21 protein-coding genes and 1 tRNA gene are annotated in these 26,105 nt (G+C 61.5%); 16 read left to right on the forward strand and 6 right to left on the reverse strand.

The window, feature by feature from the left end; genetic code table 11:
- Positions 1-20: 20 nt before the first annotated feature.
- From AOT96_RS29625 to AOT96_RS35855, 6 genes are all read left to right on the forward strand, one after another.
- A tRNA-Arg gene (locus tag AOT96_RS29625) sits at positions 21-96 on the forward strand.
- A gap of 118 nt (positions 97-214) precedes the next feature.
- The gene (locus tag AOT96_RS35845; RefSeq protein WP_003945304.1) at positions 215-373 is read left to right on the forward strand and encodes a hypothetical protein; all 159 of its coding nucleotides are present in this window, start codon (positions 215-217) and stop codon (positions 371-373) included.
- A gap of 1,725 nt (positions 374-2,098) precedes the next feature.
- Positions 2,099-6,703: a DUF5979 domain-containing protein gene (locus AOT96_RS29640; RefSeq protein WP_065352697.1), complete on the forward strand. Its 4,605-nt coding sequence runs from the start codon at positions 2,099-2,101 to the stop codon at positions 6,701-6,703.
- Positions 6,704-6,830: 127 nt separating this feature from the next.
- Positions 6,831-6,974, forward strand: a complete 144-nt coding sequence (locus tag AOT96_RS35850) for a hypothetical protein (protein WP_003945342.1) — start codon at positions 6,831-6,833, stop codon at positions 6,972-6,974.
- A 66-nt stretch (positions 6,975-7,040) separates the two neighbouring features.
- The gene (locus AOT96_RS29645; RefSeq protein WP_042923869.1) at positions 7,041-7,856 is read left to right on the forward strand and encodes a class E sortase; all 816 of its coding nucleotides are present in this window, start codon (positions 7,041-7,043) and stop codon (positions 7,854-7,856) included.
- On the forward strand, positions 7,857-8,009 hold the full coding sequence (locus tag AOT96_RS35855; protein WP_003945315.1) for a hypothetical protein: 153 nt from the start codon (positions 7,857-7,859) through the stop codon (positions 8,007-8,009). It begins immediately after the preceding gene.
- 211 nt (positions 8,010-8,220) lie between these two features.
- On the opposite strand, the gene AOT96_RS29650 is transcribed toward AOT96_RS35855, so the two are convergent.
- Positions 8,221-8,490 (reverse strand): putative quinol monooxygenase, encoded by a 270-nt coding sequence (locus AOT96_RS29650; RefSeq protein ID WP_231917368.1) that lies wholly within the window; start codon positions 8,488-8,490, stop codon positions 8,221-8,223.
- Positions 8,491-8,715: 225 nt separating this feature from the next.
- Between AOT96_RS29650 and AOT96_RS29655 the strand changes: the two genes are divergently transcribed.
- The gene (locus tag AOT96_RS29655; RefSeq protein ID WP_003945365.1) at positions 8,716-10,893 is read left to right on the forward strand and encodes a glutamine synthetase III family protein; all 2,178 of its coding nucleotides are present in this window, start codon (positions 8,716-8,718) and stop codon (positions 10,891-10,893) included.
- An 83-nt stretch (positions 10,894-10,976) separates the two neighbouring features.
- Here the strand turns inward: AOT96_RS29655 and AOT96_RS29660 are convergent, their stop codons facing one another.
- The gene (locus tag AOT96_RS29660) at positions 10,977-12,311 is read right to left on the reverse strand and encodes a DUF4185 domain-containing protein (RefSeq protein WP_065352698.1); all 1,335 of its coding nucleotides are present in this window, start codon (positions 12,309-12,311) and stop codon (positions 10,977-10,979) included.
- A 268-nt stretch (positions 12,312-12,579) separates the two neighbouring features.
- Between AOT96_RS29660 and gdhA the strand changes: the two genes are divergently transcribed.
- The 4 genes from gdhA to AOT96_RS35865 all read left to right on the forward strand — a co-directional run bounded on the left by gdhA (position 12,580) and on the right by AOT96_RS35865 (position 16,576).
- Entirely contained in the window at positions 12,580-13,923 is a 1,344-nt protein-coding gene (gene gdhA / locus AOT96_RS29665; protein ID WP_003945368.1) for an NADP-specific glutamate dehydrogenase, read from the forward strand.
- 484 nt (positions 13,924-14,407) lie between these two features.
- Positions 14,408-15,667, forward strand: coding sequence for a PucR family transcriptional regulator (locus AOT96_RS29670; protein ID WP_003945374.1), 1,260 nt, complete (start codon positions 14,408-14,410; stop codon positions 15,665-15,667).
- Positions 15,668-16,021: 354 nt separating this feature from the next.
- A complete protein-coding gene (locus AOT96_RS35860) occupies positions 16,022-16,165 on the forward strand; it encodes a hypothetical protein (RefSeq protein ID WP_003945326.1) in 144 nt (47 codons plus the stop codon).
- A gap of 243 nt (positions 16,166-16,408) precedes the next feature.
- Entirely contained in the window at positions 16,409-16,576 is a 168-nt protein-coding gene (locus tag AOT96_RS35865; protein ID WP_003945367.1) for a hypothetical protein, read from the forward strand.
- A gap of 154 nt (positions 16,577-16,730) precedes the next feature.
- Here the strand turns inward: AOT96_RS35865 and AOT96_RS29675 are convergent, their stop codons facing one another.
- The 3 genes from AOT96_RS29675 to AOT96_RS29685 are packed head-to-tail and all read right to left on the reverse strand — an operon-like array spanning position 16,731 to position 19,331.
- Positions 16,731-16,976, reverse strand: coding sequence for a hypothetical protein (locus AOT96_RS29675; protein WP_003945295.1), 246 nt, complete (start codon positions 16,974-16,976; stop codon positions 16,731-16,733).
- 13 nt (positions 16,977-16,989) lie between these two features.
- Complete coding sequence (locus AOT96_RS29680; protein WP_003945297.1) at positions 16,990-18,162, reverse strand: fatty acid desaturase family protein; 1,173 nt, start codon at positions 18,160-18,162, stop codon at positions 16,990-16,992.
- A gap of 35 nt (positions 18,163-18,197) precedes the next feature.
- Positions 18,198-19,331, reverse strand: a complete 1,134-nt coding sequence (locus tag AOT96_RS29685; RefSeq protein ID WP_050656813.1) for a ferredoxin reductase — start codon at positions 19,329-19,331, stop codon at positions 18,198-18,200.
- A gap of 168 nt (positions 19,332-19,499) precedes the next feature.
- Here AOT96_RS29685 and AOT96_RS29690 point away from each other — a divergent pair, with 168 nt between their 5' ends.
- The 3 genes from AOT96_RS29690 to AOT96_RS29700 all read left to right on the forward strand — a co-directional run bounded on the left by AOT96_RS29690 (position 19,500) and on the right by AOT96_RS29700 (position 21,967).
- Complete coding sequence (locus AOT96_RS29690) at positions 19,500-20,195, forward strand: TetR family transcriptional regulator (RefSeq protein ID WP_007733333.1); 696 nt, start codon at positions 19,500-19,502, stop codon at positions 20,193-20,195.
- Positions 20,196-20,230: 35 nt separating this feature from the next.
- Positions 20,231-21,070, forward strand: coding sequence for an alpha/beta fold hydrolase (locus tag AOT96_RS29695; protein ID WP_003945355.1), 840 nt, complete (start codon positions 20,231-20,233; stop codon positions 21,068-21,070).
- A 75-nt stretch (positions 21,071-21,145) separates the two neighbouring features.
- A complete protein-coding gene (locus AOT96_RS29700; protein ID WP_065352699.1) occupies positions 21,146-21,967 on the forward strand; it encodes an acyl-CoA thioesterase in 822 nt (273 codons plus the stop codon).
- Here AOT96_RS29700 and AOT96_RS29705 read toward each other — a convergent pair.
- Positions 21,957-23,318 (reverse strand): MFS transporter, encoded by a 1,362-nt coding sequence (locus AOT96_RS29705; RefSeq protein ID WP_007733331.1) that lies wholly within the window; start codon positions 23,316-23,318, stop codon positions 21,957-21,959. The two genes, AOT96_RS29700 and AOT96_RS29705, sit on opposite strands and share 11 nt — an antisense overlap.
- 128 nt (positions 23,319-23,446) lie before the next feature.
- Here AOT96_RS29705 and AOT96_RS29710 point away from each other — a divergent pair, with 128 nt between their 5' ends.
- On the forward strand, positions 23,447-24,061 hold the full coding sequence (locus AOT96_RS29710; RefSeq protein WP_042923881.1) for a PadR family transcriptional regulator: 615 nt from the start codon (positions 23,447-23,449) through the stop codon (positions 24,059-24,061).
- Entirely contained in the window at positions 24,058-26,088 is a 2,031-nt protein-coding gene (locus tag AOT96_RS29715; protein ID WP_007733329.1) for an NADPH-dependent 2,4-dienoyl-CoA reductase, read from the forward strand. Before AOT96_RS29710 ends, AOT96_RS29715 begins: the two co-directional genes overlap by 4 nt.
- The last annotated feature ends 17 nt before the right edge of the window (positions 26,089-26,105 follow it).

A 26,105-nucleotide genomic window follows, 5' to 3' on the forward strand; every position in this document is an offset into this window, starting at 1 on the left:
TCGAGTATGATGTTCCACGCGCCTCCGTAGCTCAGGGGATAGAGCAAGAGCCTTCTAATCTCTTGGTCGCAGGTTCGAATCCTGCCGGGGGCACCACAAGATTTGATTCACGGATAGTCACACTGCGTGGACGAGCGGCCACTGGGCAGAACAGTCCGATTCGGATCGAAACCTAGCCCACAAATTGCGTGCCGTCCGCAGTAATCTGCCTCGCATGAAGAAGGCACTTCCGAAGACACTGAAGTCACTCGCCCGGACCGTTGGAATCCTGGCACTCGCGATCGTCGTTGTATCCGTCGTCGAGCGGTTCACCGGCGCACACCAACCGACTACCGGTCCCGCCTCGTTGACCGGGCCCGACCAATCGTTGTAGCCCTTCCCTGCGACAAGGTCGTCTCACGAAGTTCTACGACGACGAGTCGGTAGGCAAGAGTCCACCAATGGCGGCTGAGTCGCATGCAACACGCTGCGCGGAGCGGCCGCGACTGTCACAGAATCTCTGCGCTCCGGATCCCAAGGCGTCACAGCAGCCGGGGCAGTCAAACCTTGCGGGCAGCCGCGGGTGTAGCGCCATTGACACAAGCTGCGTCAGAATGGTTGCGCGAGAACTCGATTCGAAGGTCCGATTTCGCGAAGTGTCCAGAGAGCTGCGAAAAGTACCGGCTGAGGGACCTCGCGGCCACTCGGTGCGGTTGCTCGGATGTGGCGACTGCACGCCGATCGAACCGGTCGCATCCACCGTCAGCAACTACGCAACGACCGTCACCATTTGACTCCGGGCATCGAAAGCGCTTGAAAAGTAAGCCAGTTCATCGTGCCGAGGCGCGCGAGGACGACGTGAACCTGTGGGGTCTCGCGATCTTCGAAGAAGCCTCCGACGTGGCATTTTCCGAGATCCACACACATCCCAGGCAGTGCCTCATCCGTGCGCACAAGAGCGTCGCCAAAAGTCGCTGCGGCGCGCGATCAGCTGGACTGACGTAACCGTACCGAAGGCTTTCTACGAAAAGCTGGGCGATTCTTTGTCTCGAAATGCCATGTCGGCCCCCGAAGCATTATCGACAGTTAACTCAGGCCGGAATTCAATCTGCTAAGAAAAACGAATCTAATGTGACCCCTATCTCTGGATCATTTCAGAACAGGGGTTTCGATGACCCGCGACTGAATTCACCCCCTAATTCACCCTCCTCCTATACACAGAAAAATGATTTGCATTTATGTCGAGCGTGTGCGCACAGATAATTCGCTCCACACCTTGTCGTTCCGACAGCAAATAAGGGGCAGTGAACTGCATAAAGGCTCATTCGGTACAGCAGCGCCGACTCGGCTCGGCCGCTCACCGATTGTCGACAAGGGCAAAGGCAGGCATGCAAACGATGGTCGAGATCGAATTGTGATGAACCAGCCAGTTAACTTGAAAGAAATCAACGGAAGATAGATATACCCAGGTAAGCGCAGTTTTTCTTGCATGGACGCACGTCCATGGTGTTTCCAGCTATGCGATTTGCTCGTGTTAGATTCCTGATTGCGCATCGCCCGGTTTGCGCCTTCTGCGTTGTTTGCGCGGAATTTGCATCTTCTCGCGAACGGCCCCGCGCACATTTCTTTACGTTGTGCCAGAGAAAGGAATTTCATGAAAACCGTCACGGCAGCGAAGCACGTAACACGAAGACTCCCCCTCGGAGCCATCGCACTGTTGCTTTTGCTATCCGGGATGGTGCTCATGCTCGAACTGCAATGAATCGCGCAGGAAAGATCCTCGGCCGCAGCCTTTAGTACCTCGTAGGTCGTCGCGTTAGGTAATACCGGCGGTCGATTTTTCTTGGAATTTCCTGGCCTACCCAGAGCCGGCCGTCGGTCTGCGCTGGCGCCAACCAGGTCCGACTACCAACTGTTCGGCTCCGCAATAGGTCGCCTGAGAATCACCAACGCTCGCAACCAGGCTCCAGAGCGGCTCAAAGGTCCCGTTTCCCTATTCGACGGCCCCGGAAACGGGGCCTAAATCATGTGTTCTGAACGAAAGGTGTTCGTCATGCGTAACCGTGTCTTCCCACGCCGTGCCGGGGAGGGGGTGGTGTCTCGGTGGGCAGCTTTGGGGATGATCGTTGCGGTCCTGGCGCTGGTCGTATCGTCGTTCTCTTTCGTCCAGGTTGCCTCGGCCGATGACGTCGGGACCTCGACCACCATAGTTCCGACCACAATAGTTCCGACCACACCGAAGCCGCCCGCGACTACGACGGAGGCGCCACTGAAGACGACGGCACCGCCTACTTCCACGTCGGAGTCACCCACTTCTGCGAAACCGCCGATCACGACGGCGTCCTCGTCGACGACTTCTGTGGCGGCGCAGCGACTGGCCGCACGCGGAGTCAATCCCGGCATCGATGTGAAAATCACCGACGTCCAGGTCGAAGGAAAGAACGACCAGCAGATCACGGTCGGGGACTCCGTCACGGTGAAGGGCATTTGGGACGCGTCAAGCGCGAGTCCGCAGCCGGGCGACCAGTTCACCATTGAATTCCCTGGCGAGCTGAAGCTTCAGTCCAACCCGACGATCGCGCTGGAGGGCGACGATGGGACGGTTTGGGGCACATGCGATCTGGCTGCTTCCACCAATCTCATGACCTGCGTGCTCTCCGACGCTGTGGCGGATCGGCCGGACGAGGTGAAGGGCGATTTCTTCGTCTACACGAAGGCAGTCGAGTACACCACGTCAGAGACTGTGGATTTCACGATCAACAACAAGGTCACGCAGGTCGACCTGCCCGGCACGGGCGGCATCACCGACGGCCGCGTAATCGGCGAGTCGACGAAGTCCGGCAAACTCCAGGACAACAAGCAGTCAGTGCGGTGGACCATCGACATCCCCGGCGCAGATCTGGCCAAGTTGGACACAGGCAACACCGGTTCGGTGACCCTGAGCGACGAGCTCTCCGACAACATGAAGGTGTGTGCGGGCAGCCTGCTCAACGCGAAGCTGTGGTCCGGGCGCCCGGGCGATCTCAAAGAGACCCCCGGCGGCGTCACCGTCACCCAACCCGACGCGGGTGATCAGGTCACCATCAACATCAACAACGGCGCGCCCTTCGAGGGCAACAAGCTCTACCGCATCGAGTACACCTCATGCACGACCAGCGGCGTGGTGGATCTCAAGGGGACTCAGTACACCAACTCCGTGACGATCGGTGACACCACGGTCGCTTCGGATGGCGTGGGACAGGACTACGCGCCGCAGACCGAGCCCTGGAAGGGCGGCTACCTCGACGGCGGCAAGCGCAATATGGAAGCCGTCTGGACGATTGTGGTCCCGGGCACCGACATTGCCGCCAACAACCACAAGATCGACATCACCGACACCTTCGGCGGCCCCCATGCGGTCTGTGCCTCGGGCGTGCAGGTAGTCATCGAGAAGTCTGACTACCTCCCAGGGCGGGAGAACGAACCCAACTACCGCACTCCTGCCGCAGGATTCACCATTGCTCCCATCGGCGCAGTAGCCGGCGCGAGTACCTTCACCGCGGCGATCACTGTGGATAACCCGGACACATTCAACGAAGAACAGTATTACTACCTCACGTACCGGACCTGCCTGACCACCACCGAGGTGCCAGACTCCGAGGACCATCTCACCAACTCGGCGGTCGTCAACAAGACGTCGATCACGGGAAAGACTGAGGGGCCTGGGTTCACGAGCGGCAAGAACGGCGCGATCAACACCACGTCGCAGACGATCGGCGGCGTTGAGCAGCCGGCAGGCACCACCCTCAATTGGACCGTGGAAATCTCAGGACACGATCTCGAGGGCCTTACGGAACCGGCGGTCATCAACGACAGGTTCTCACCGAACATGACGGTGTGTGAAATCGGCGGCGATCTCAAGAGCAACCTCAATCTCAAGGTCGTCGCGCAAGACTTCTTCGACGGCAACAAGAAACGCGATATAACCGACGCCACCTCGGTGGCGCGCGCCGACGGCGGTTTCGATCTCACCCTCCCTCTGGACGCGGACGGTTACAGCCGTCAGACGAAGTACCTCGTCAGCTACACCCTGTGCACCAGCAGCGGCGGACTGGACCAGCGCGACACGGAATACTCCAACACCCTCACCTATGCCGGCAAGCAGACGCTGTCGAAGAGCGTCAAGCAGGAATGGGGCGGCGGCGGCACCGGCCAAGGTGTGTCACGGGGCTCGTTCTCGCTTCTGAAGGAGATCGCTCCCTTCTCCGAGAAATTCCCCCAAGACACCGAGTTCACTGTGAAAGTCGAGGAGTTCGCCCCCGGGCAAGATCCAGCGACCGACGCCCCGGTGAGCTCCTACGAGATCAAGGTGAAGGCTGACGGGACACCCGTCAGTGGGATCAACCCCCGCGGAACCGGCTGGCAGATCCGCCTGTCCGAGATCAACCTCCCCACCGTTGACGGCGTGTACTTCGAGCGAGGAACGTTCCGCCCGTCAGAGGGCGTGACGCTCAACGGGGACCGCACCGAGGCGCTGGTGACCATCACGCCGAAGAGCAATGTCGGTGTCACACTGCTCAACAAAGCGAGCCTGGGATCGGCGAGGATCACCAAATCCGTCATCGGTGACGGAGTGCGCACGGGGCTCGAGGCTTTCGTCGTCAACGCAGAGATCGCCTTCGGTGACGACGCCGCCGGCAACGAGCTGCGTCAATTCACCCTGAAGGACGGTCAGCACTACGACCTGGGCAAATTGCCCATCGGAGCGAAAGTCACCTTCACCGAGGTCCAACCGACGAACACCGACCTTGTGACGTGGTCGCTGCCGGTGATCAGCCCGAAGACGCTCACCATCGGCACCGACGCGTCGGCGAACACGGTCTCCGTCACCAACGAGGCCACGATCACGCAAGGCACCTTCGAAGTGAGCAAAAAGCTCACGGGCCCGAAGGCGTCCGACAAGGCCGTACCGGCGAGCTTCGACGTGATTGCCACCTGGCTCGATACGGACGACAACCCGCAGAGCAAGACGCTGTCTCTTCCGTCCGACGGCACCCCGGTTCCGTTCGGCGAGAACCTGCCGGGCGGCACCGAAGTCACACTGACAGAGCTGGTTCCGGCAAACGGTGACGGTCTCGCCTATGGCGTGCCCGCATACTCCGGGAATGTCAGGATCAGTCCGGACAACGCAGCCGTGGTGACCATCGGCAAGGATCTGCGCAAGATCGAGGTGTCGAACTTCGTCGACGTCAACGACGGCACTCTGCGCATCGCAAAGCAGGTCGGCGGTGAGGCCGCCGAGGCCGTCGGCGACGACGTGGAGTTCACGGTCGAGGCGCGTTGGCGCGACGGTGTGGAGTACCGCACCCAGGTGCTGAGCGTCAAGCAGGGACAGACCACACCGCTCGGCGTCGACCTCCCTGTCGGCACCGAGGTGACCTTCACTGAGACCGGCCGTCCCGATGTCGACGGAGTCGAGTGGGGCACGATCTCCTGGGGCACCAGCCCGGAAGGCGAATCGTGGCTGCATTCGAACCTCGACGGCACCGCGACGGGCATAGTCTCCGACGACCCGACCAACGGTCGACTGATCACGCTGTCGAACGAGGCGCTGTGGAAATTCGGATCGGTCGAATTCACGAAGTTCATCCTCGACGCTGACGGCAACCCCGTCCGCGCACCCGAGGCCGACCTGCCTGACAGCGCGACGTTCGAGGTCCGTATCGACGGGATCGATCCGGCACTCCCCGCTGGAACTGATTTCCCGGCAGTGGGCCAGACCATCACCCTCGATGCCGCAAACGACTGGAGCTGGACGTCCGACGAGGTTGTGCCGCGGAACACCGTGATCACCTTCTCCGAGGTCGACCCCAAGCCACTGGCCGGTATCGACTGGGCGCGGCCGTACTACTACGTCTCCGCGGATGCCGGTGACGCCGATTACCGCGACACCGTCAAGGCGGTGGCCGGTGAGAAGGCTGTGGTGGAGATCCACAACCGCCCGATCCCGACCACCGAGGTGGATATCGACAAGATCGTGACCGGCCCCAAGGGCAGCCAGGTGGCCAAGGACGGATCCACGATCTTCCAGGTCACGGCTACGTGGACGGACATCGACAATGAGGCGCGGTCTTGTGTTCTCGATGTCAAGCCGGGCGCTTCGGTCACTCCGACCGCCCAGTGCGACGCAGCCGTCATCGACGGCCGGGTCCAGTTCCCGCTGAACACCGACATCACTTTCACAGAAACCGGTGCTCACACCGACGTCACCAACGTCAAGTGGGGTGACGTGATCTGGGGCGTCAAGGAAGGCAAGGCGGATGTCTCGAAGATCGACGGCGAACCGACCGCAACTTCCGTCAAGCTCACCGGCGAAGCAAACAAGTCGGTGGTCCTGGGACTCGAGAACAAAACCAGCAGCAATGGGCTGATCATCATCCCGATCCCGATCCCGCTGCCGCCGTGGGAAATCCCGACATGGCCGGGCTCTGAAGTACCCGGAGGATCAGGCACTGACGTGTCGACTCCCGGCAACAACGCTCCCGGCAATAACGGTGGTGGACACAACGGTGCTCCGGGCACACCTGCTCCGGGAAATCCTGCTCAGGCCAAACCGGACCAGTCATCGTCCCTGCCGGTAACCGGCGCGAACGTCATCTGGCTCGCCGGTCTAGCGCTGGCACTGATCGGCGGTGGCGCATGGCTCACCCTGCGTAACCGCAAGCGTGCACCCGGCCAGGAGTAACTCCCAACCAGAAATACCGAAACAGGGCGGGTGCGACATACACCTGGTCGCACCCGCCCTGTTTCACCGTCACGACGTATCTATCTCGCGGCCGCCGCCGCGGCCCACCCCTCGAAGGAGAAACACCATGTCATTCCTCCCGTTCCCGATCGTCATCGAAGGCATCGAGACCACTGGTTCTGCCGCGATCGACGGCCTCGGTCGCCTGTCCGTACTCCTTTACGATCTCCTCGGCGGTACCGGAAGCGCCACGATCAACGCGGGCAGCTAGTTCGATACGGCACCAATTCGACCCATCAGCTAGCTCGGTAGATCTGTGAAGAGGAGACCCCGGTCCGTGAGCGATACCGAAGTTCCAGGGCGTCGTCGGCCGGGCGCAGGCCAGGTAATCGGCGAACTGCTCCTCACGGCCGGGGTCGTCATCCTGCTGTTCGTCATCTATGAGGCGTTCTGGACCAATATCGTCTCAGGGCGGCTGCAGGACGAGCTCAACAACAGTCTGGAGGAATCCTGGGCCGAAGTCCCCGAAGCCTCAGGAGCGATCGATGGTCAGCCGGTGTCCCCGCTGATCCCTGTGCTCGGCGAGGGATTCGCGCGCGTGCATTTCCCCACACTCGGCGCCGCGTACGCAATCGTCGAGGGCACACGCAACGAGGACCTGCGGGCCGGCCCCGGCCACTACCCGGACTCGCAGATGCCCGGCGAAGCCGGAAACTTCGCGCTCGCCGGGCACCGCAATGGTTCCGGCGCAGTCTTCCAACACCTGGATCGACTCGATGCATGCGATGCCGTCGTCGTGGAGACCGAGTTCCAATGGATGACGTACCGGTTGCTCCCACTCGACCAGGCCTCGCCCGAACGTCGCGCTGCGGCGAAAGCCTGCTTGAATCCCGAGCAAGCCGATCGTGTTTCCGAAGGCGACTACGTCCATCTCCTCGGGCGGCGCATCACCGTGCCCGGGGATGTTGCGGTCGTCAACCCGCTGCCCGGAAGCCCTTGGGCCGAGCCCGACGCCACGCTGGAAAGTATGTTGACACTGACCACGTGCCATCCGCTCTACTCGAACAGCGAACGCTTGATCGTCCACGCGGTTCTCGTCGAAACAATCTCGAAGACTTCGGGCACCATTCCCGCGGCATTCCAGGAGCAATGAATGTACGGATACCTCTGGGGAGCGCTCCCCGGCCCCCGACCAGTGAAGGCCCTGCTGGCGATCGTTCTCGTGGTCGCGGTGGTGCTGCTACTCATGGAATTCGTATTTCCTTGGGTGTCAGAGCATATGCCCTACTCCGACGTCACCGTATAGAGCGCCCGTGCAGGTCGGCCGACACCTGCACAAAGCCCGGCTGGAGCCCGAAGGTGCTGTCCTACATCGGACTCGACGGATCTACGATGATTCTGGCGTGTCGATGCAAACCAGTTTCCGCGTGTGTCGGAACGGGTCGCCTAGTTGACGCTCGGGGCTCTCCGGAATGGTTGTTCGACGCCTGAGCGAGCACTGAAACCTGACTCCGCCGCTACAGAACCTTCGTGAAGATCTGCGCCGGCGCTGCCGTCTCGAGCTTGGCCAGCGCCTCAACCAACCTGACGAAGTGCTCGGTATGGGTATGAGCGTCGAGGTGCTCCTGCGATTCCCATTCTTCCGCCAACACGAGCTCGCAGGGATTGTCGGTGCGCTGCAGTAACTCGTAGTTGATGCAGCCGACCTCTTTTCGGGTCTCGGTGACAAGTTCGTCGTACAACCGAAGCACTTCCGCGAGATCGCCCTGCTCCACTGTGGTTGGCACCAAAACCCTGATCACAAAGACTCTCCGATTCGTCTGACCCGCGTTGACCCCTCCGCTCGAATTCTGCCGTAGACCTCCGACAGATCGACATTTCCGTTGTGACTCGAAGTTTGCGGACAGGCGCAATATCTACGAAACACCCCCGATACCGGAGGTTCGTAGGGTTTGCCGAAGTCGGGCTCGCAATCAGCAGCGCAGCCCTGGGCCCGGGCGAGGGGTAAGCACATGAGTGGAAATGCAGTTCGCTTGCAAGCGATCAAGGACGTCGAGGCCTATACACCTCCGGTGGTCAGCTTCACGACCGACGAGACACCCGGAGAGGTGTTCGGAGCCAACGTCTTCAACAAGGTGGTCATGCAGAAGCGACTGCCCAAGCTTGTCTACAAATCGGTGATGGCGACGATCGAGCAAGGCAAACCGCTCGATCCCATGGTCGCCGACGCGGTCGCATCCGCGATGAAGGACTGGGCGTTGGAGAAGGGCGCAACCCACTACGCCCACGTCTTCTATCCGCTTACCGGGTTGACCGCCGAGAAGCACGACAGCTTCCTCGAGCCGGTCGGCGACGGCAGTGCACTGGCGGAGTTCGCCGGCAAGACCTTGATCCAAGGTGAACCCGACGCTTCGAGTTTCCCGAACGGCGGGCTGCGCAACACGTTCGAGGCTCGCGGATACACCGGCTGGGATGTCACGAGCCCGGCCTACGTTCTCGAAAACCCCAACGGCAACACACTGTGTATCCCGACCGTGTTCGTTTCGATGACCGGCGAAGCGCTCGACCACAAGACTCCCCTGCTGCGTTCACAACAGGCGATGGGTTTCCATGCCGAACGAATCCTTAAGTTGTTCGGCCATACCGATCCCGAGCACATCGTGTCGTTCTGCGGACCCGAGCAGGAGTACTTCCTGATCGATCGACACTTCTTCCTCGCCCGCCCCGACCTCCTCAACGCCGGCCGAACACTCTTCGGCGCAAAGCCGCCCAAGGGCCAGGAGTTCGACGACCACTACTTCGGGGCGATCCCGGAACGTGTGCTCGGATTCATGATGGACACCGAGCGGGAACTTTTCAAACTCGGTATCCCCGCCAAGACGCGGCACAACGAGGTTGCGCCCGGCCAGTTCGAAATCGCGCCGATGTTCGAGCGAGGCAACATCGCCGCGGACCACCAGCAGTTGCTGATGACCACTTTCAAGACAATCGCCAAGAAGCACGGCATGGAATGTCTGTTCCACGAGAAGCCGTTCGACGGTGTCAACGGCTCCGGCAAGCACGTCAACTTCTCGCTGGGCAACTCCGAACTCGGCAGTTTGCTTGTCCCCGGCGACAATCCGCATGACAATGCCCAGTTCCTCGTATTCTGCGCCGCAGTCATCCGGGCCGTCCACAAATACGCGGGCCTCCTGCGCGCGTCGGTCGCATCGGCAACCAACGATCACCGCCTCGGCGCCAACGAGGCTCCCCCGGCCATCATTTCGATCTTCCTCGGCGATCAACTGGCCGACGTCTTCGAGCAGATCGCCAAGGGCGCCGCGACATCGTCGAAGGACAAGGGCACCATGATGATCGGCGCCGATACCCTTCCCGTCCTACCGACCGACCCGGGCGATCGCAACCGTACGAGCCCATTTGCCTTCACCGGCAACCGTTTCGAGTTCCGCGCGCCAGGATCGCTGCAAACAGTCAACGGCCCGATGGTCACCATCAACACGATCATGGCCGAGGCCTTGGACTACATGGCCACCGAACTTGAGGCCGCGGTCGCCGACGGCGCCGATTTCGACACCGCCGTCCAGAATCTGCTCACCGAGATCATCACCAACCACGGTGCGGTTGTCTTCAACGGCGACGGTTACTCGGAGAACTGGCAGATCGAGGCCGAGTCTCGCGGCCTGCCGAACCTTCGCACGACGCTGGACGCCCTTCCTGAACTGATCACCGAATCCTCGATGGAACTCTTCGAGAAGTACAAGGTCTTCAACCACCGAGAGATGCACAGTCGCTACGAGGTCGGACTCGAACAGTACGCACTGAGCATCGGCGTCGAGGCACGCCTGGCCGCCGAAATCGGTACGACGCTGATTCTTCCGGCCGCAGTGCGCCACCAGACGGAAGTTGCGCAGAACTTCGTCGCACTGAAGTCTGCCGGCCTCGAACCGGATTCAGCACCGCTCGAAGAAGTGTCGGCGCCCGTTGCGGCTCTGCGCACAGCGCTCGCGGCCCTGCGCGCAGCAATCGACACCGACGCCGGCGAGTCGCCATTCGATCAGGCCAAGCACGCACAGGACGCACTCCTGCCCGCCATGGCAGAGGTACGTGCAGCGGCCGACTTCCTCGAAACCATCGTCGCCGACGATCACTGGCCACTCCCGACGTATCAGGAAATGCTCTTCATTCTCTGAGTATCACCCGAATATCACTACCCACAGAACTATGGCCTGCAACTCGATCGAGTTGCAGGCCATAGTTGTCGAATCTTGCTCGGCTAGCGGTCTTCCGGCATCGTGACTTCGAGTACGCGAGCCTCACCGGTGGTCGCGGGGTCAGGACGATCGCGCGAATCCGACGACGCCATCTGGAGTCCGTTCAAATCAGACCGCATGTAGATGACGTTGTAACGGTCCCACGTGGTGGCGACGAATTCGAGGAACTGTCCGCTCGCCCACGGGTGCATGAATCCGCCGTACAACGCGGGCAACGTGATTCCACTCAACAGGGTCTGCGTACCACTCCACGGGCCTTGCGGTTGGTCGGCCTGACGGATCACCAGGTTGCCCTCGGCACTGGTGTACATGGCAACGTACTTGTTCAGGTAGTCGTTCCACTGCACTGCGAGTTCACTGACCGGTGCCTTGATGACCTGAACGGCATCGGTATCTCGCGGACTCCAACCGGAGCCGTCCCAGTATTCGTAGGCGCCGAGATTTCTGATGTCGGCGCCGGCCACTCGCGCCAGGATCGCCTTACCGAAACGACCTGAGGGAGTTCCGTATTCGTAAATGTAGCCGTCCCGACCGTCGAGGAAGGCGCTCTGCTGGAAGTTGGAATTGATCGGCGATACTGCCGGAATCCCCGGAATGCCAAGTCCTTCGGTATTGGCGCGAACTGTCGCCGGATCGAGTTCCCAGTTCTCACCGTTGTCCGTGGAGAAGGCCAGAGCCGAGTAGTTGGTGGTCCAGGCTCCAGGTTCGTCCCACGACCGAACGGACATGAATCTGATGTACTGCACACCACCGTAAGAGATTCCAGCGGTCGGGATGGTGGTGAACTCACCCGGAATGCCGAATCCCGGAATGATCTCCTTGGAATGATTGGGGCCGTCCAAAGGAGAACTGTCGATCTTCATCCCGTCGGCAATGGCGGTGTCGTTGCTGCGGAACAATACGTTGCTGCGCCAGTCGTCACCCGGGGTGTCGCAGTCGCCCACCGTGTCGCCGAATGCCATCAGCACGTCGTGATCCGGCCCCGAAAGACCGTTGTCCCACATGATTCCGAGGTCGGTACCCGACACGTTGAACCGCTCGATGGTGTTGTTGGGACTGCCTGGGCCAGTGACCATTTCGATCGCCTTGGTCCGGCCGGTCAGCACCGGCAGAGCACCGTTGGGGGCGCCGGTGATCCAAGGCAGCGCGTTGGCGAGGGAGCCGGTACCGGCGGATCCACTGCCGAGCGATCCGGTCAGCGAGCCGAGCGAACCCGTCATCGATCCGGCGGAACCACTTCCTCCCGAACCGCACGGTCCACCGATCGCCGACGCAGACGGTGCTGCGGCAATCGTCGCGGCAATCGTGACGACGCCTATCGACAACATCGCCGACATGGAGTGTTTATTACGCACGTGCAGCCCCTCTGATCATTTCGACTCGTTCGGACCACAGGCACAGTGATCCCCGACCGCAGAAGCAAACCATTTGGAATGTGTTAAGAGAGTGAAAGCTGAGCAAATTGTTATAAATCGCCCGTTCAACTGACACAAGTGACAGCTGTGTCCGATTTCACCTTCACAGGACAGTTGTCCGATACAGCAATAAAGGCGCCTAGTATGTAACGGAAATGTAAAAGAGTTCTCACAACGAGGTAGGTGAGCGGTGTCCGTACGTGACCGCGTAGCGCAGATTTACGATCAGGTTTTGGTTCGCAATGCAGGAGAGCCCGAGTTCCATCAGGCCGCCGCAGAGGTCTTCGAGTCTCTTCACGTAGTGCTCGAACGCCACCCCCGCTACGCCGACGCCGGACTCATCGAGCGGCTCTGCGAGCCGGAACGCCAGATCATCTTCCGCGTGCCGTGGACCGACGACCAGGGCAACGTTCACGTCAACCGTGGCTTCCGCGTGCAGTACAACAGTGCACTCGGCCCCTACAAGGGCGGCCTGCGCTTCCACCCCAGCGTCAACCTGGGCATCGTGAAGTTCCTCGGCTTCGAGCAGATCTTCAAGAACTCACTCACCGGCCTGCCCATCGGCGGCGGCAAGGGTGGCTCGGACTTCGATCCCAAGGGCCGCTCCGACGCAGAGGTCATGCGCTTCTGTCAGTCCTTCATGACCGAACTGCAGCGTCACATCGGTGAATACACCGACGTTCCGGCCGGCGACATCGGCGTCGGCGGTCGCGAGATCGGCTACCTGTTCGGTCAGTACAAGCGGCTGACCAACACGTACGAGTCGGGCGTCCTCACCGGCAAGGGCATCACCTGGGGCGGATCGCAGGTTCGCACCGAGGCCACCGGCTACGGCGTCGCGTACTTCGTCGCCGAAATGCTCAAGGCGAAGGGTGAAGGCCTCGAAGGCAAGAACGTCGTGATCTCCGGATCCGGCAATGTCGCCATCTACGCAATCCAGAAGATCCACCAGCTCGGCGGCGTCGCGATCGCCTGCTCGGATTCCTCGGGATACATCGTGGACAAGAAGGGCATCGATCTCGACCTCCTCAAGGAGATCAAGGAAGTTCGCCGCGGCCGCATCAGCGAGTACGCCGACGCAGTTCCGCATGCCGAGTTCATCGCCGACGGTTCCATCTGGGACGTGCCGTGCGACGTCGCACTCCCCTGCGCGACTCAGAACGAGCTCGACGAAGATGCCGCAAAGACCTTGATCGCCAACGGCGTTCAGGCCGTTGCCGAAGGCGCGAACATGCCCACCACCCCCGGTGGCATCCAGCTCTTCCGTGACGCGAACGTAGCCTTCGCACCCGGCAAGGCGGCCAACGCCGGTGGCGTTGCAACCTCCGCTCTCGAAATGCAGCAGAATGCTTCGCGTGATTCCTGGAGCTTCGAGTACACCGACGAGCGTCTCGCCGGAATCATGCGCGGCATCCACAAGCGCACCATCAACACCGCTGCCGAGTACGGAAAGCCCGGCGACTACGTGCACGGCGCGAACATTGCCGGCTTCGTGAAGGTGGCCGACGCCATGATTTCACTGGGCGTCATCTAGAGATTTCCGCACCACAGACAGCAGTACAAAAAGGGTGATTTCACCCTGGACCGGTTCCCGTACATCGGACTGGTCGAATCAATACCTAGGCCTCGAGGGCCCTGGGTCCGCGAGGACCCAGGGCCCTCGAGCTTGCTCCGAGCAAATCGCCCGCGACGAGCACCGTAGGCGCGGCAATGATCCCAGACGGAACTCGTGGTGTCCTCCGAAACCGTTTTCCGCTCTGACGTCGAAAAACACCGTAAGTGGACGATTGTTTAGGTCCGCAGCGCGTGGGGCATATGGACTTATCTTCACATTTGTCCATTTCACAGTTGGACGATCGTTCATGTGGTAGAAATCACAACGCCTGGCGCAATTCGATCCGCAAATTTCAGCGGCGAGTATGCCCCCGAACAAGGCCTCAGCGTGTACCCCGCTTCGTAACGCGCCGAGCCTCCGGGTGCCTGTGCCAGGCGACGCACCTGTCTAGAGGAGGCCACCCATGTCCCCAGCGCTGCTGAACAACCCGGGACCGCTCATGTTGGGAGGCAAGCCCGCCTCCACAGCGGTCAACGACGTCATCCCACTGGCAAGCGATCTCGTAGATCACCTGTCCCGTGCCAACCCGACGTTGACTTCCCTCCAAACGGAGGCAGTACGTCGGGAACTGATTGCGGTGATCGTGCAGGGGCTCCAAGTGGGGATCCAGCTATTGGATCACCGCAAACTTCCCACCGACCAAGAGTTGGACGGCATTCACACGATGACCGTCCAACAAGCATTGAAAGGCGTGCCACTCAGCGCGATCCTCAACTTGACCAACGAGGGCATCAGCACTTTTCGCACCCTCATCCTCAGCCGGGCCGACGCCGAGGACTCCGCCAATCTCGGGGATCTCAACGAGTTCTTGTTCGCACTTGCGCAGCGGCTTCACTCGTTCATCTCGATCAGCTATCTCTCGGCTCTTCCAGCCGGTTCCCAACTCGGGGAATACTCCGCCGGCGCCCTCGTGAAGGCCATGCTGGACGGCGACGATCCCACCCAGCTTGCGTTGCAGATGGGCGTTGAACTCGCACCCCGCTATCTCGTCCTGCGGCTCCTGGTGAACCTGCCGCCCATCCGCCCGGGAGCACGCAACGGCAACCACCAGCGCATACAGGCCTACCGTGACCTCTCCGTCGCTCAATCGAAAATCGCGGCCCACTTCGGGTCGGCACTGCTCGAAGCTCCTGCACCGCAACGTGGTCTGGTGCTGATCGAGGGCACGCCCGACTGGGGAACAGTGTGCGAGGTCATCCAACGCGCACGCGCGACGGTCGGGGTGGAGATCACAGCAATCGCCGAGAACGCCGCGGTACGAGATATCGCCGCCGCCCAAGCAACCACTCACGAATTGGCGCAACTCGTGCGGCGCCTGAGACTGCCGGCGCGGTCCTACCGAATGGAAGACCTCGCGCTTGAGTATCAACTCACTCGGGGTGGCGCAGGCCGCGACAGCTTGATCAATCTTCTCAAGCCACTCGACGGCAATCCGGAACTGCTGCAGACATTGTCCATACATCTCGCCAACGGCCAGCATCGTCAGCGCACCGCGTCGGCGCTCGGCCTGCACACCAACACCGTCGACAATCGAATCAAGCGCATCGCAACCCTGACCGGATTGGATCCGGCCCTGCCCTCTGAACTGCTCAAACTGCGCGCTGCCATGATCTCGCTGACCTTCGCAAGCACTGATGTGGACAATCGTCCAGCGAAAATGTGAACACTCACATCCTCGCTATTAGCTGTCCACGTGTGGCGCCTGGACCCCACTTTTCCGCTCCGAACCGGGCTATAAAAGTGTGGTGCGAATCACCGCGCAAACCAGTAACAATTAAGGGGAAACACATGATCAACGGCCAGGATAACGCTCTCCTCGGTGCCTTCTTCGACACCATCCTGCAGCTCTTCAACGCGGGCAGCACCGGCACGGGCTCGACGGATGGCGGCGGCGTCTCCTAGGACGAATCTCGGGCCCTGTGCGAGAGAATCTCTCGCACAGGGCCCGCTCCAAGCCGCCTGACACTGTGATGGCGGTGACCACCACGTCGCCACCGCTGAAACCAGGAGCAAGCACATGATCGCCGCACCAACCACAGGCGCTTTGGCCGTCGTTTTGAACACCGTCCTACAGATGTTCAACGCCGGCAGCAGTTTCCTCTACACCGACAACTCTCCGATTGGCGGCGGCGGCGAAACTCCCACGACGCCTGCTCCCTGATCGACTTACCCGCTCGCATCACACAGTCGCGGCACAGACAGGAACCACCGTGATAAACCAGCACACCCTGGGCAGCCTGGTCATCGACTTCGGCTCACTCTCCCGAGCACTCGGCTTCGGCAACGGCTCCATCGTGTCGCTCGGCAGCACCGGAAGTGGCTGAAACAGCCCGCCTGACCACGTCGACGATCCCGTCGCCGCTCACCTTCTCACCACATCTCGAAACAGAAAGCAGGTCCCCCTGTGCCTACAATTCCGCTCACCGGCGACCCCATCGTCATCAACATCATCGTCCAGCTACTGAGCGCGGGCAGCAGCAATGCACTCGCACTGGGCGGAGTCGGTAGCAGCGGTCTCGGTAGCACCGGGCTCGGCAGCTTCGACTCGGCGAGCCTCGGCAGCGCTGCTTAGGACCTCACTTGTGATCGGCGTTCGATCCGCGTCTTCGGCCGCCGAGGCAGTCCACGAAACCCGCGTTGCCCTCCGTCATCTGTGACGGAGGGCAACGTGGTCGTTCAGGCGAGACGGCTCGCGGTTGCGCGATCAGGCCGTCCGCCGCGGTGAATCAACGCCAGTCTTCAGGTGGATCGCTGTCGTCGTGCTCGATGGTCACGGACTCCGAACGATCGTCAGCTGCAGCCTTTTTCGCTGCTTCACGCATCTCGATTCCGTCGGACACCCAGTCGCCGATCTCGCGCGTCACGTCTCGAACGGCCCCGGCGATGATCATCGCGATCGAGCCCACGTGGTTGGCTGCACTTTCGGTCAGTTCCTGGACCGTGTCCTTGCGGCGTTCGAATTTCCCGACCATCAGTGTGTGCCTCTCAGGCTGCAGTTCGCTGGCGCTCGACGATAACACCGGGAGGGGTCGTCGACTTGACCAAACCGGGCGGAAGAGCGAGCTTGAAGATCTTGCCCCATACCGAACCGATCTGCTTGAAGAACCCACCAGTGTTGTACGGCAAACCGTACTTCCCACACAATTCTTTCACCTGGGGAGCGAGTTCCGGATAACGATGCGCAGGCAGGTCCGGGAACAGGTGGTGCTCGATCTGGTGCGAGAGGTTGCCGGACATGATGTGGAAGAGCGGGCTTCCCTCGATGTTGGCGCTGCCGAGCATCTGACGCACGTACCACTGCCCGCGAGTCTCGTCGGCCGTCTCGTCCTCGGTGAAACTCTGGACACCGGTGGGGAAATGGCCACAGAAGATGATCGAGTACGTCCACACGTTCCGGACCAGGTTGGCGGTGACATTCCCCGCGAGAGTGGTCACGAACAGCGGCCCCGTGAGAACCGGGAAGATGACGTAGTCCTTGAGGACCTGCTTGCCCGCCTTGTTCCACCAGCCCTTCAGGAGCGGCTTGACGTCGTGCCACTTGCGTTTGCCCTGGATGACGTTCTCGATCTCGAGATCGTGCATCATCACGCCCCACTCGAAGAGCACCATCAAGGCGAAGGCCCAGACCGGATTACCGAGGTAATAGGGGTTCCACTTCTGCGCGTCGTCGATACGCAGGATGCCGTATCCGATGTCACGGTCTTTGCCGAGAATATTGGTGTACGTGTGATGCATGTAGTTGTGCGAGTGACGCCACTGGTCGGCCGGGCACACCGTATCCCATTCGAAGACTTCGGAATTGAGCCCTGGTTCACGCATCCAGTCGTACTGACCGTGCATGACGTTGTGGCCGATCTCCATGTTGTCGAGGATCTTGGACACGCTCAATGCACCGACTGCCGCGAGCCACACCGGAGGCAGGAAGCCGAGGTACATCAAGCCGCGACCTGCGACCTCGAACCCGCGCTGAGCCTTGATGATCTTGTAGATGTACTCCCGATCCTCCGCCCCGAGCGAGGCGACGGTGCGATCGCGCAATGCGTCCAACTCGCGGCCGATCTCCTCGACCTGCTCGTACGTCAGGACGACGGGAGCGTCGTCCTTCGCATCGGAACCGTTGCCGAGGAACGGGAGGGTGGGAAGTGAAAGTCCAAACATGTCGGTCTCCAGACAGTCGTGTGGAAAATGGGACTTCAGATGTCGACGGTGACGTCGCCGACGGGAGCACTGACGCACAGCTGGATCTTCTTGTCCGGCTCGTCGTCTGTCTCACCGGTGCGCACGTTTCGGGTACGGCCCGCCTTCTTGACGGAGGTGCAGGAGAAGCAGATTCCCATCCGGCATCCGTACTCGGGATTGAGGCCCGCAGCTTCTGCTTGTTCGAGAAGTGTTTCGCCGGAGTTCTCGGCCGCCACCCCACTTTTGGTGAATGACACCTCGCCGCCGGCCTCCCCCGGCTCGGCCACCGCCGGCGCGAACTCCTCGGTGTTGAGCAAGTGCTCGACGTCGACCTCACGGAACACCTCACGCACTCCCCGCATCAGTCCGGGAGGTCCGCAGAGATAAGCCTGAGCGTCGATCGTGTCCGGATCGGCGATCCAAGGAGCCACCGCGTCGAGGTGCCCGCGATCGAAGAAACCTTCGAGGTCACCTCCACCGCTTTCGGTGTACACGAGTACCAGTTTCACGTTCGGGTTCTGCTCGGCGATGGTCTTCAGCGCGCGCGTGTACGCCACGTCGGCATCGGTGTTCGCGTAATGCACGAACACGATCTCGCCCGAGTGCTGCTCCTCCACCAGCGTCCGAAGCATCGACATGACCGGGGTGATTCCACTGCCGCCACTGATCAACAACACCCGACGCGGGCGGTCGACGGGAAGGGAGAACACCCCGTCTGCCTGCGAGAGGCTGACAACGAGCCCGGGCGCTGCGTTGGCGTACAGATACTGCGACACCAAGCCACCCGGATGCGCTTTGACGGTGAGCTCGATCAGCCCGCTGCGCGTAGACGCGCCCCCGGCCGGCGAGTAGCAGCGAGTGTGACGAACACCGTCGATCACCACGCCCAACTGCACGAACTGGCCCGCCTGAAAACCGCGCCACTGGCGAGTCGGGCGCAGCGTGAGAGTGACGGAGTCAGCCGTCGGATGGTCGACGGCGACAACCTGCGCGCGGATGTCACGAACGGTCGCCATCGGGTTGACCAACTCGAGGTACCGATCGATCTGATGTGGAGCGGCCATGGCTTCGATCAGTCCCACCAAGGACAGCCCGCGCCGAGGTGTGGACTTCGGTGTCGTGTTCTCAGGAGCAGATGCGATTGTCATGACCCTCCTCGTACTTCGATTGCCGGGTGTATCGATTGCTGGGCTAGCTTCCCCCGACTGCGTGAATTCAGTGTACAAATGTTCACCGAAGATAGTGTGACAGGTGCACACAAGTACATGTCAACAAGAATGTGATCCGAGTTACACGAGTTGCCGAAAGGAGCCGGAATGCCTGTACCTACACTCGACGTCGTGACGAAGGCCGGACCGGTGAACCCAGAGCGCAGGGAACCCGACAACAGGGAGCCGGAAAGTCGTGCCGCAAAGAAGGAACGCACACGCCAAGCACTCCTGGACACTGCCATGGACCTCTCGGCCGATCGCGGCTTCGCCGGAATCAGCCTGCGAGAGGTAGCCAGGGAAGCCGGGATCGTTCCGACGGCGTTCTACCGCCACTTCGCTTCACTGGAGGACGTCGGTGTCGTCCTCGTCGAAGAGAGCATGCGCATGTTGCGCCAGATGCTGCGCGACGCAAGGCGTAATCCCAGCACCAAGGACGCCGCTACGTCACTGGGCATCCTTGTGCGACAAGTGCATACACACGAGCGACAGTTTCGCTTCCTCTGCCGCGAACGCTACAGCGGCGTCAGTGAGGTACGACGTGCGATAGCCACCGAAATGCGGTTGTTCGTCAGCGAACTGACCATCGACCTCTCCAGAATTGCCGGACTGGAAAGCTGGTCGACGGACGATCTGGAAATGGCTGCCGACCTGATCGTCTCGACGATGTTCAGCGCTGTCGTCGAACTGCTGGACGCCGGGACGGCCGGGTATCGCGACGAAGCCGCCGTCATCACACGAGCCGAGAAGCAACTGCGAGTCATCATGCTCGGAATGGCCACCTGGAATCCACCTCGAAACTGACCTCGGGTTCACCTTTTCGACGTACGGTGAGAGTCATGTCTTCCACGAGTACATACGAAATCCCCGTTGGCGACCTCACCTTCGACGTACTGATCTCGGGCCCGGACGACGGCATTCCGCTGGTAGCGCTGCACGGCTTCCCGGAGAGCGCCGCATCCTGGGGCAAGGTCACACCACTGCTCACCGCAGCGGGCTACCGCGTTATCGCACCGAATCAGCGCGGTTACTCCGCCGGCGCACGCCCCGAAGGGGTGGATGCCTACAAGATCGAGCACCTGGTAGCCGACGTCGTCGGATTGCTCGACGCACTCGGCCTGTCCGACGCGCATCTGGTCGGCCACGACTGGGGTTCGGCGGTCGCCTGGCAGGTCGCCGGTCGCCATCCGAACCGGATCCGCAGTCTGACCGCGATCTCGGTCCCGCACCCCACCGCCTTCGGCTGGGCACTCCGCGAGGACGAGGACCAAAAACAACGCTCGTCGTACATCGGACTTCTCCGACAGGAGGGCAAAGCCGAGGAAGTGTTGTCGGAGGACAACTTTCGCCGGCTGCGCGCCATGTTCGACGGCCAGATCGATCCTGAATTCGCCGACGAGCACATTCGTGTCCTGAGCGGGGAGGGCGCGCTGACCGGCGCCTTGAACTGGTACCGCGCGATGACCCGCGACTTCGGCGACATCGATCGCACCACCGTGCCGACCACGTATGTCTGGAGCACCGGCGACACAGCGCTCGGCCGCGCAGGCGCAGAACGCTGTGGTGAATTCGTGGACGCCCCCTACGAGTTCGTCGTGCTCGACGGCGGAAGTCACTGGATTCCGGAAGAGCGAGCCGAAGAGTTGGCCGAGGCGATCCTCGCACGTGCAGGATCCTGATCGCCGCGACGAATTCGGCTCTATGTATGTTGTCATACATAGAGCCGAATTGATTCCATCACCAGGAGTTCTGCGATGACCGAGACCGTTGCATCACCCCATCCTTTCGACGCTGCTGTCGGATTGACGCCACTCACCGCCGGCTTGTCGACCGGCGAGACCAATCCGGCGTACAACAACATGGTCGGGCCGTTCGGCGGCGTCACCGCTGCCACGTTGCTCGAATCTGTACTGAAGCACCCCGAACGCCTCGGCGATCCGCTGTCGTTGACCGTCAACTTTGCCGGTCCGATCACCGAGGGCGCCTTCGAGATCTCCGCCCGGCCGGTGCGCACCAACCGCTCGACGCAGCACTGGTCCATCGAACTGTCTCAGGACGGAACCGTCGCCACTACCGCGACGGCAGTGTTCGGCACCAGGCGTGAAACCTGGTCGTCGACCGAAATCACGATGCCGGAAGTTCCGTCGGCCGAAGACGTTACGCTGCTGCCGTTCCCCGAGTTCATCGCCTGGGCACAGAACTACGAGATGCGCTTTGTCGAAGGTGCGATCCCCGACCTGGAGTCGGGTGAGCATCCCGACTCGACCACGACACTCTGGGTGCGCGATCAACCGGCACGCGCTCTCGACTTCACGTCGCTGACCGCACTGTGCGATGTCTTCTTCCCACGAGTCTTCTTGCGCCGAGGCAAGATGGCTCCGGCTGGAACGGTCTCGATGACCATCTACTTCCACGCCGACGCTCAGACGCTGACCGAACAGGCAGACAATTCCGTCCTGGGAACGGCGCGGACCCAACGGTTCGGAAACGGATACTTCGATCAGTCGGCCGAAATTTGGGGCAGTGACGGCGCATTGCTCGCTACGACACACCAGTTGGTCTACTTCAAGGATTGACGGGAAGCGCACTGTCCCCTTCCGGCGCCTTCACCATCGACAATGCGGCAAGACCGACGCCGAGAACCACCAGCAGTCCGATGATGCCGGCACGGTCTGCACCGAAGAGCCAAGCGAACAGGCCGAACAGTGTCGGTGCCAAAAACGACACTGCTCGGCCTGTGGTCGCATACAGGCCGAACATCTGACCTTCACGCCCAGGCGGGGTGATGCGCGCCAAGAAGGTTCGTGCCGACGACTGAGCGGGCCCGACGAAGAGGCAGAGCGCGAGACCGAAGATCCAGAACATCACCGGCCCTGACACCGCGATCAGGATCGCGCCGACCACGATCATCGACGCCAGCGAGACGGTGATGACCTGTTTCGGTCCGATCCGATCGTCGAAGCGTCCGGCCACCAATGCACCGATTGCGGAAATCACGTTGGCCGCGACACCGAACAGTAGGACGTCGGCAGCGCTGATTCCGTAGACGTTGACAGCCAGCACGGCCCCGAAGGTGAACACGCCCGCCAGACCGTCACGAAAGAGTGCGCTCGCGATCAGGTACCAGATCGTGCGCCTGTCGACGTTCCAGAGTTCGCGCAGATCGCGCCACAACACCCGATAGGAGTCGAGGAACCCGGCCTTGGACGCTCCCGGATCGACCGCGGGGCTGGGCAACTCTGGAACCTTGAAGAACACCGGAATTGCGAAGACCGCGAACCACACTGCAGCCAGCAGTGCCACCATCCGGATGTTCATGCCGCCGTCGGTGGTCAATCCCAGGAATCCCCGAGTGTCACCGTCGCCGACGATGAACCCGAAGTAGCACAGCAACAGCAGCACGATTCCGCCGAAATATCCCATGGCCCAGCCGAAGCCGGAGACTCTACCCAGATTCTCCGGTGTCGACACCTGCCGCATCATGGCGTTGTAGGGAACGCCGGCAAGCTCGAAGATCACCGAACCGATTGCGAGCAGAACCAATCCGAGCCACAGATAGCGGTAGTTGTCTTCGACGAAGTAGAGGCCCGCCATCGAGAGCACGGTGATGCCGGTCAGTATCGCGAGCGAGAGTTTACGTTTACCCGACGCATCGAAACGTTGTCCGGTGATCGGAGCGAGAATCGCGATGAAGAAGCCGGCGATTCCGAGTGCCCAGCTGAGCCACGTAGTTGCCGAAATCGTGCCGGGAAGGTCGTCACCGACCGCGTCGGTGAGATAAACCGAGAAGACGAACGTGAGGATCACTGCGTTGAATGCGGCCGATCCCCAATCCCACAGCCCCCATGCGAACACTTGACTCTTCGTGGCCGCACCGCCGATGCCTGCGGGTGGCTCTGCCTGCGTGCTCGTGGACTCGGCGCTCATACGGCGAAGCCTAACTGCGCGCGGGCGACTCGGCGCCTCTCTCCGAAGTCGACATACACGACGCTCTATGCACCCGAGTTAGTACGCACTTAGTTGCATACGCACCTGAGTGCATAGATACTTTTTCCATGGCACTCGAACATGCGTTGCTCGTCTCCCTTTCCGAACAGGATGCGTCGGGATACGACCTCACACGCCGGTTCGACAAGTCGATCGGCTTCTTCCACAGCGCGACGCACCAGCAGATCTACCGAGTCCTCAAGCGAATGGACGAGGCAGGCTGGGTGGAGGTGGAGGCCATCGCGCAGGACGGCCGACCGGACAAGAAGATGTACCGCGTCAGCGATGCCGGCCGCGCCGAACTGACCCGATGGATCGCAGAGCCGTCCGAACCGAACCACCTGCGCAACGAGTTGGCCATCAAGATCAGGGCCGCTGCGCACGCCGATCTCCCCGCTCTACGACGCGAAGTCGCTCGCCACCGCGACGGCCACGCCGCCCGCCTCGACGTCTACCGACTCATCGAAAAGCGTGACTTCCCCAATCCAGCAGCGCTTTCCGGCTCTTCACTGCACCAGTACCTCGTACTTCGCGGCGGCATCCGCGTCGAAGAAGGATTCACCGACTGGTGCCAGGAAGTTCTGGACGCATTGCCCACTGGCGAGTACGCCACCGAAGACACCGGCGAGTACGCCACCGAAGACACTGGCGAGTACGCCACGGAAGGACATCTTCAGTCATGACGGATACACAGTTCCCCCGCCTGCTCGAACCGCTCGACCTCGGATTCACGACGCTGAAGAACCGCGTCGTCATGGGATCGATCCACACCGGCCTCGAAGATCGCGCGAAGGACACCGACCGCTTGGCCGAGTACTTCGCCGAACGTGCCCGTGGCGGAGTCGGCTTGATCATCACCGGCGGCTACGCGCCCAACCGCACCGGTTGGCTCTTACCCTTCGGTGCCAAGCTGACCAACCGCATCGAAGCGCGCCGTCACCGCCGGATCACCAAGGCGGTTCACGACGCGGGTGGAAAGATCGCCATGCAGATCCTGCACGCCGGCCGCTACAGCTACCAGCCGTTCAGTGTCTCCGCGTCGTCGATCAAGGCGCCTATCAATCCGTTCCGTCCGCGCAAGCTGACCGGCCGTGGGGTGCGTTGGCAGATCCGGAACTATGTTCGCTGCGCGCGTCTGGCCAAGTCCGCGGGTTACGACGGCGTCGAAATCATGGGCGGTGAGGGCTACTTCATCAACCAGTTCCTCTGCGAGCGCACGAACAAGCGCACCGACCAGTGGGGCGGCAGTTCCGAGAACCGTCGACGCATGGCAGTCGAAATCGTGCGACGCACACGCAAGGCCGTCGGCCCGAACTTCATCATCGTGTTCCGGTTGTCGATGGCAGACCTGGTCGAGGGCGGTCAGACCTGGGATGAAATCGTCTCGTTGGCAAAGGAAGTCGAAGCTGCCGGCGCCACGATCATCAACACCGACATCGGATGGCACGAGTCACGGGTGCCCACCATCGTCACCTCGGTTCCCCGAGCAGCCTTCGTGGACATCACGAGCAAGCTCGAGAAGCACGTCGACATTCCGGTAGCCGCCTCGAATCGGATCAACATGCCCGAGACTGCCGAAGAGATCCTCAACCGCGGTGACGCGCAGTTGATTTCGATGGCCAGGCCGATGCTCGCCGATCCCGACTGGGTGAACAAGGCAGAACGCGGAGCGTCCGACGAGATCAACACGTGCATTGCCTGTAACCAAGCCTGCCTCGACCACGCCTTCGTTCACAAGCAGGTCTCCTGCCTGCTCAATCCGCGCGCGGGCCGTGAGACCACGTTGATCCTCTCCCCCACCCGGCGGACCAAGAACCTCGCCGTCGTCGGTGCCGGCCCCGCCGGACTTTCCGCAGCACTCAACCTTGCTCAGCGTGGTCATTCGGTCACGTTGTTCGAGGCCTCGGACAAGATCGGCGGGCAATTCGGGATCGCACAGCTCATTCCGGGTAAGGAAGAGTTCGCCGAGACCATTCGCTACTACACCCGCATGCTGGACGTGGCTGGAGTGACGGTCAAGCTCGAAACCCGCGTCGCACCGGCAGATCTCATCGGCTCCTTCGACGAAGTCGTGGTTGCCACCGGCGTGACGCCGCGGGTTCCCAAGATCCCCGGCATCGAGAACCCGAAGGTGCTGACCTACGCCGAGGTCGTCCGAGAGGGCAAGCCCGTCGGCAAGTCCGTCGCCGTCATCGGCGCCGGCGGCATCGGCGTCGATGTGAGCGAATTCCTCACGCACCCCACTTCCCCCACTCTTCATCTCAAGGAGTGGAAGCAGGAATGGGGCGTCACCGAACCCGAAATGGCCCCGGGCGCTCTCACCACTCCGGTACCAGAACTCTCCGAGCGGGAGGTCTACCTCCTCCAACGCAAGCCAGGACGCATCGGCGCCGGCCTCGCGAAGACCACCGGCTGGGTCCACCGGGCGGCCCTCAAGAACAAGGGCGTCCACGAGCTCTCGGGCGTCAACTACGAGCGCATCGACGACGCCGGCCTGCATATCACCTTCGGTGAGAAGCACGAGAAGCCCCGACTTCTCGAGGTCGACACCATCGTCATCTGCGCCGGGCAGGAGTCGGTTCGCGATCTCGTGGACGAATTGACCGTCGCGGGTGTGGTGACCCACATCATCGGCGGCGCGGATGTCGCTGGCGAACTCGACGCCAAGCGTGCCATCGAACAGGGCACACGACTGGCCGCGAAGATCTGACCGGCTACGCTGACTGA

This window comes from Rhodococcus sp. 008 (genome assembly GCF_001682295.1).
Lineage (GTDB): Bacteria > Actinomycetota > Actinomycetes > Mycobacteriales > Mycobacteriaceae > Rhodococcus_F > Rhodococcus_F qingshengii.

Excerpts from the sequence above, each read along its gene's own strand:
- AOT96_RS35845 (WP_003945304.1), top strand. The coding sequence starts at position 215 with ATGAAGAAGGCACTTCCGAAGACACTGAAGTCACTCGCCCGGACCGTT.
- AOT96_RS29640 (WP_065352697.1), top strand. The coding sequence starts at position 2,099 with ATGATCGTTGCGGTCCTGGCGCTGGTCGTATCGTCGTTCTCTTTCGTC.
- AOT96_RS35850 (WP_003945342.1), top strand. The coding sequence starts at position 6,831 with ATGTCATTCCTCCCGTTCCCGATCGTCATCGAAGGCATCGAGACCACT.
- AOT96_RS35855 (WP_003945315.1), top strand. The coding sequence starts at position 7,857 with ATGTACGGATACCTCTGGGGAGCGCTCCCCGGCCCCCGACCAGTGAAG.
- AOT96_RS29655 (WP_003945365.1), top strand. The coding sequence starts at position 8,716 with ATGAGTGGAAATGCAGTTCGCTTGCAAGCGATCAAGGACGTCGAGGCC.
- AOT96_RS29660 (WP_065352698.1), bottom strand. The coding sequence starts at position 12,311 with ATGTCGGCGATGTTGTCGATAGGCGTCGTCACGATTGCCGCGACGATT.
- AOT96_RS29670 (WP_003945374.1), top strand. The coding sequence starts at position 14,408 with ATGTCCCCAGCGCTGCTGAACAACCCGGGACCGCTCATGTTGGGAGGC.
- AOT96_RS35860 (WP_003945326.1), top strand. The coding sequence starts at position 16,022 with ATGATCGCCGCACCAACCACAGGCGCTTTGGCCGTCGTTTTGAACACC.
- AOT96_RS29675 (WP_003945295.1), bottom strand. The coding sequence starts at position 16,976 with ATGGTCGGGAAATTCGAACGCCGCAAGGACACGGTCCAGGAACTGACC.
- AOT96_RS29680 (WP_003945297.1), bottom strand. The coding sequence starts at position 18,162 with ATGTTTGGACTTTCACTTCCCACCCTCCCGTTCCTCGGCAACGGTTCC.
- AOT96_RS29685 (WP_050656813.1), bottom strand. The coding sequence starts at position 19,331 with ATGACAATCGCATCTGCTCCTGAGAACACGACACCGAAGTCCACACCT.
- AOT96_RS29690 (WP_007733333.1), top strand. The coding sequence starts at position 19,500 with ATGCCTGTACCTACACTCGACGTCGTGACGAAGGCCGGACCGGTGAAC.
- AOT96_RS29695 (WP_003945355.1), top strand. The coding sequence starts at position 20,231 with ATGTCTTCCACGAGTACATACGAAATCCCCGTTGGCGACCTCACCTTC.
- AOT96_RS29700 (WP_065352699.1), top strand. The coding sequence starts at position 21,146 with ATGACCGAGACCGTTGCATCACCCCATCCTTTCGACGCTGCTGTCGGA.
- AOT96_RS29705 (WP_007733331.1), bottom strand. The coding sequence starts at position 23,318 with ATGAGCGCCGAGTCCACGAGCACGCAGGCAGAGCCACCCGCAGGCATC.
- AOT96_RS29710 (WP_042923881.1), top strand. The coding sequence starts at position 23,447 with ATGGCACTCGAACATGCGTTGCTCGTCTCCCTTTCCGAACAGGATGCG.
- AOT96_RS29715 (WP_007733329.1), top strand. The coding sequence starts at position 24,058 with ATGACGGATACACAGTTCCCCCGCCTGCTCGAACCGCTCGACCTCGGA.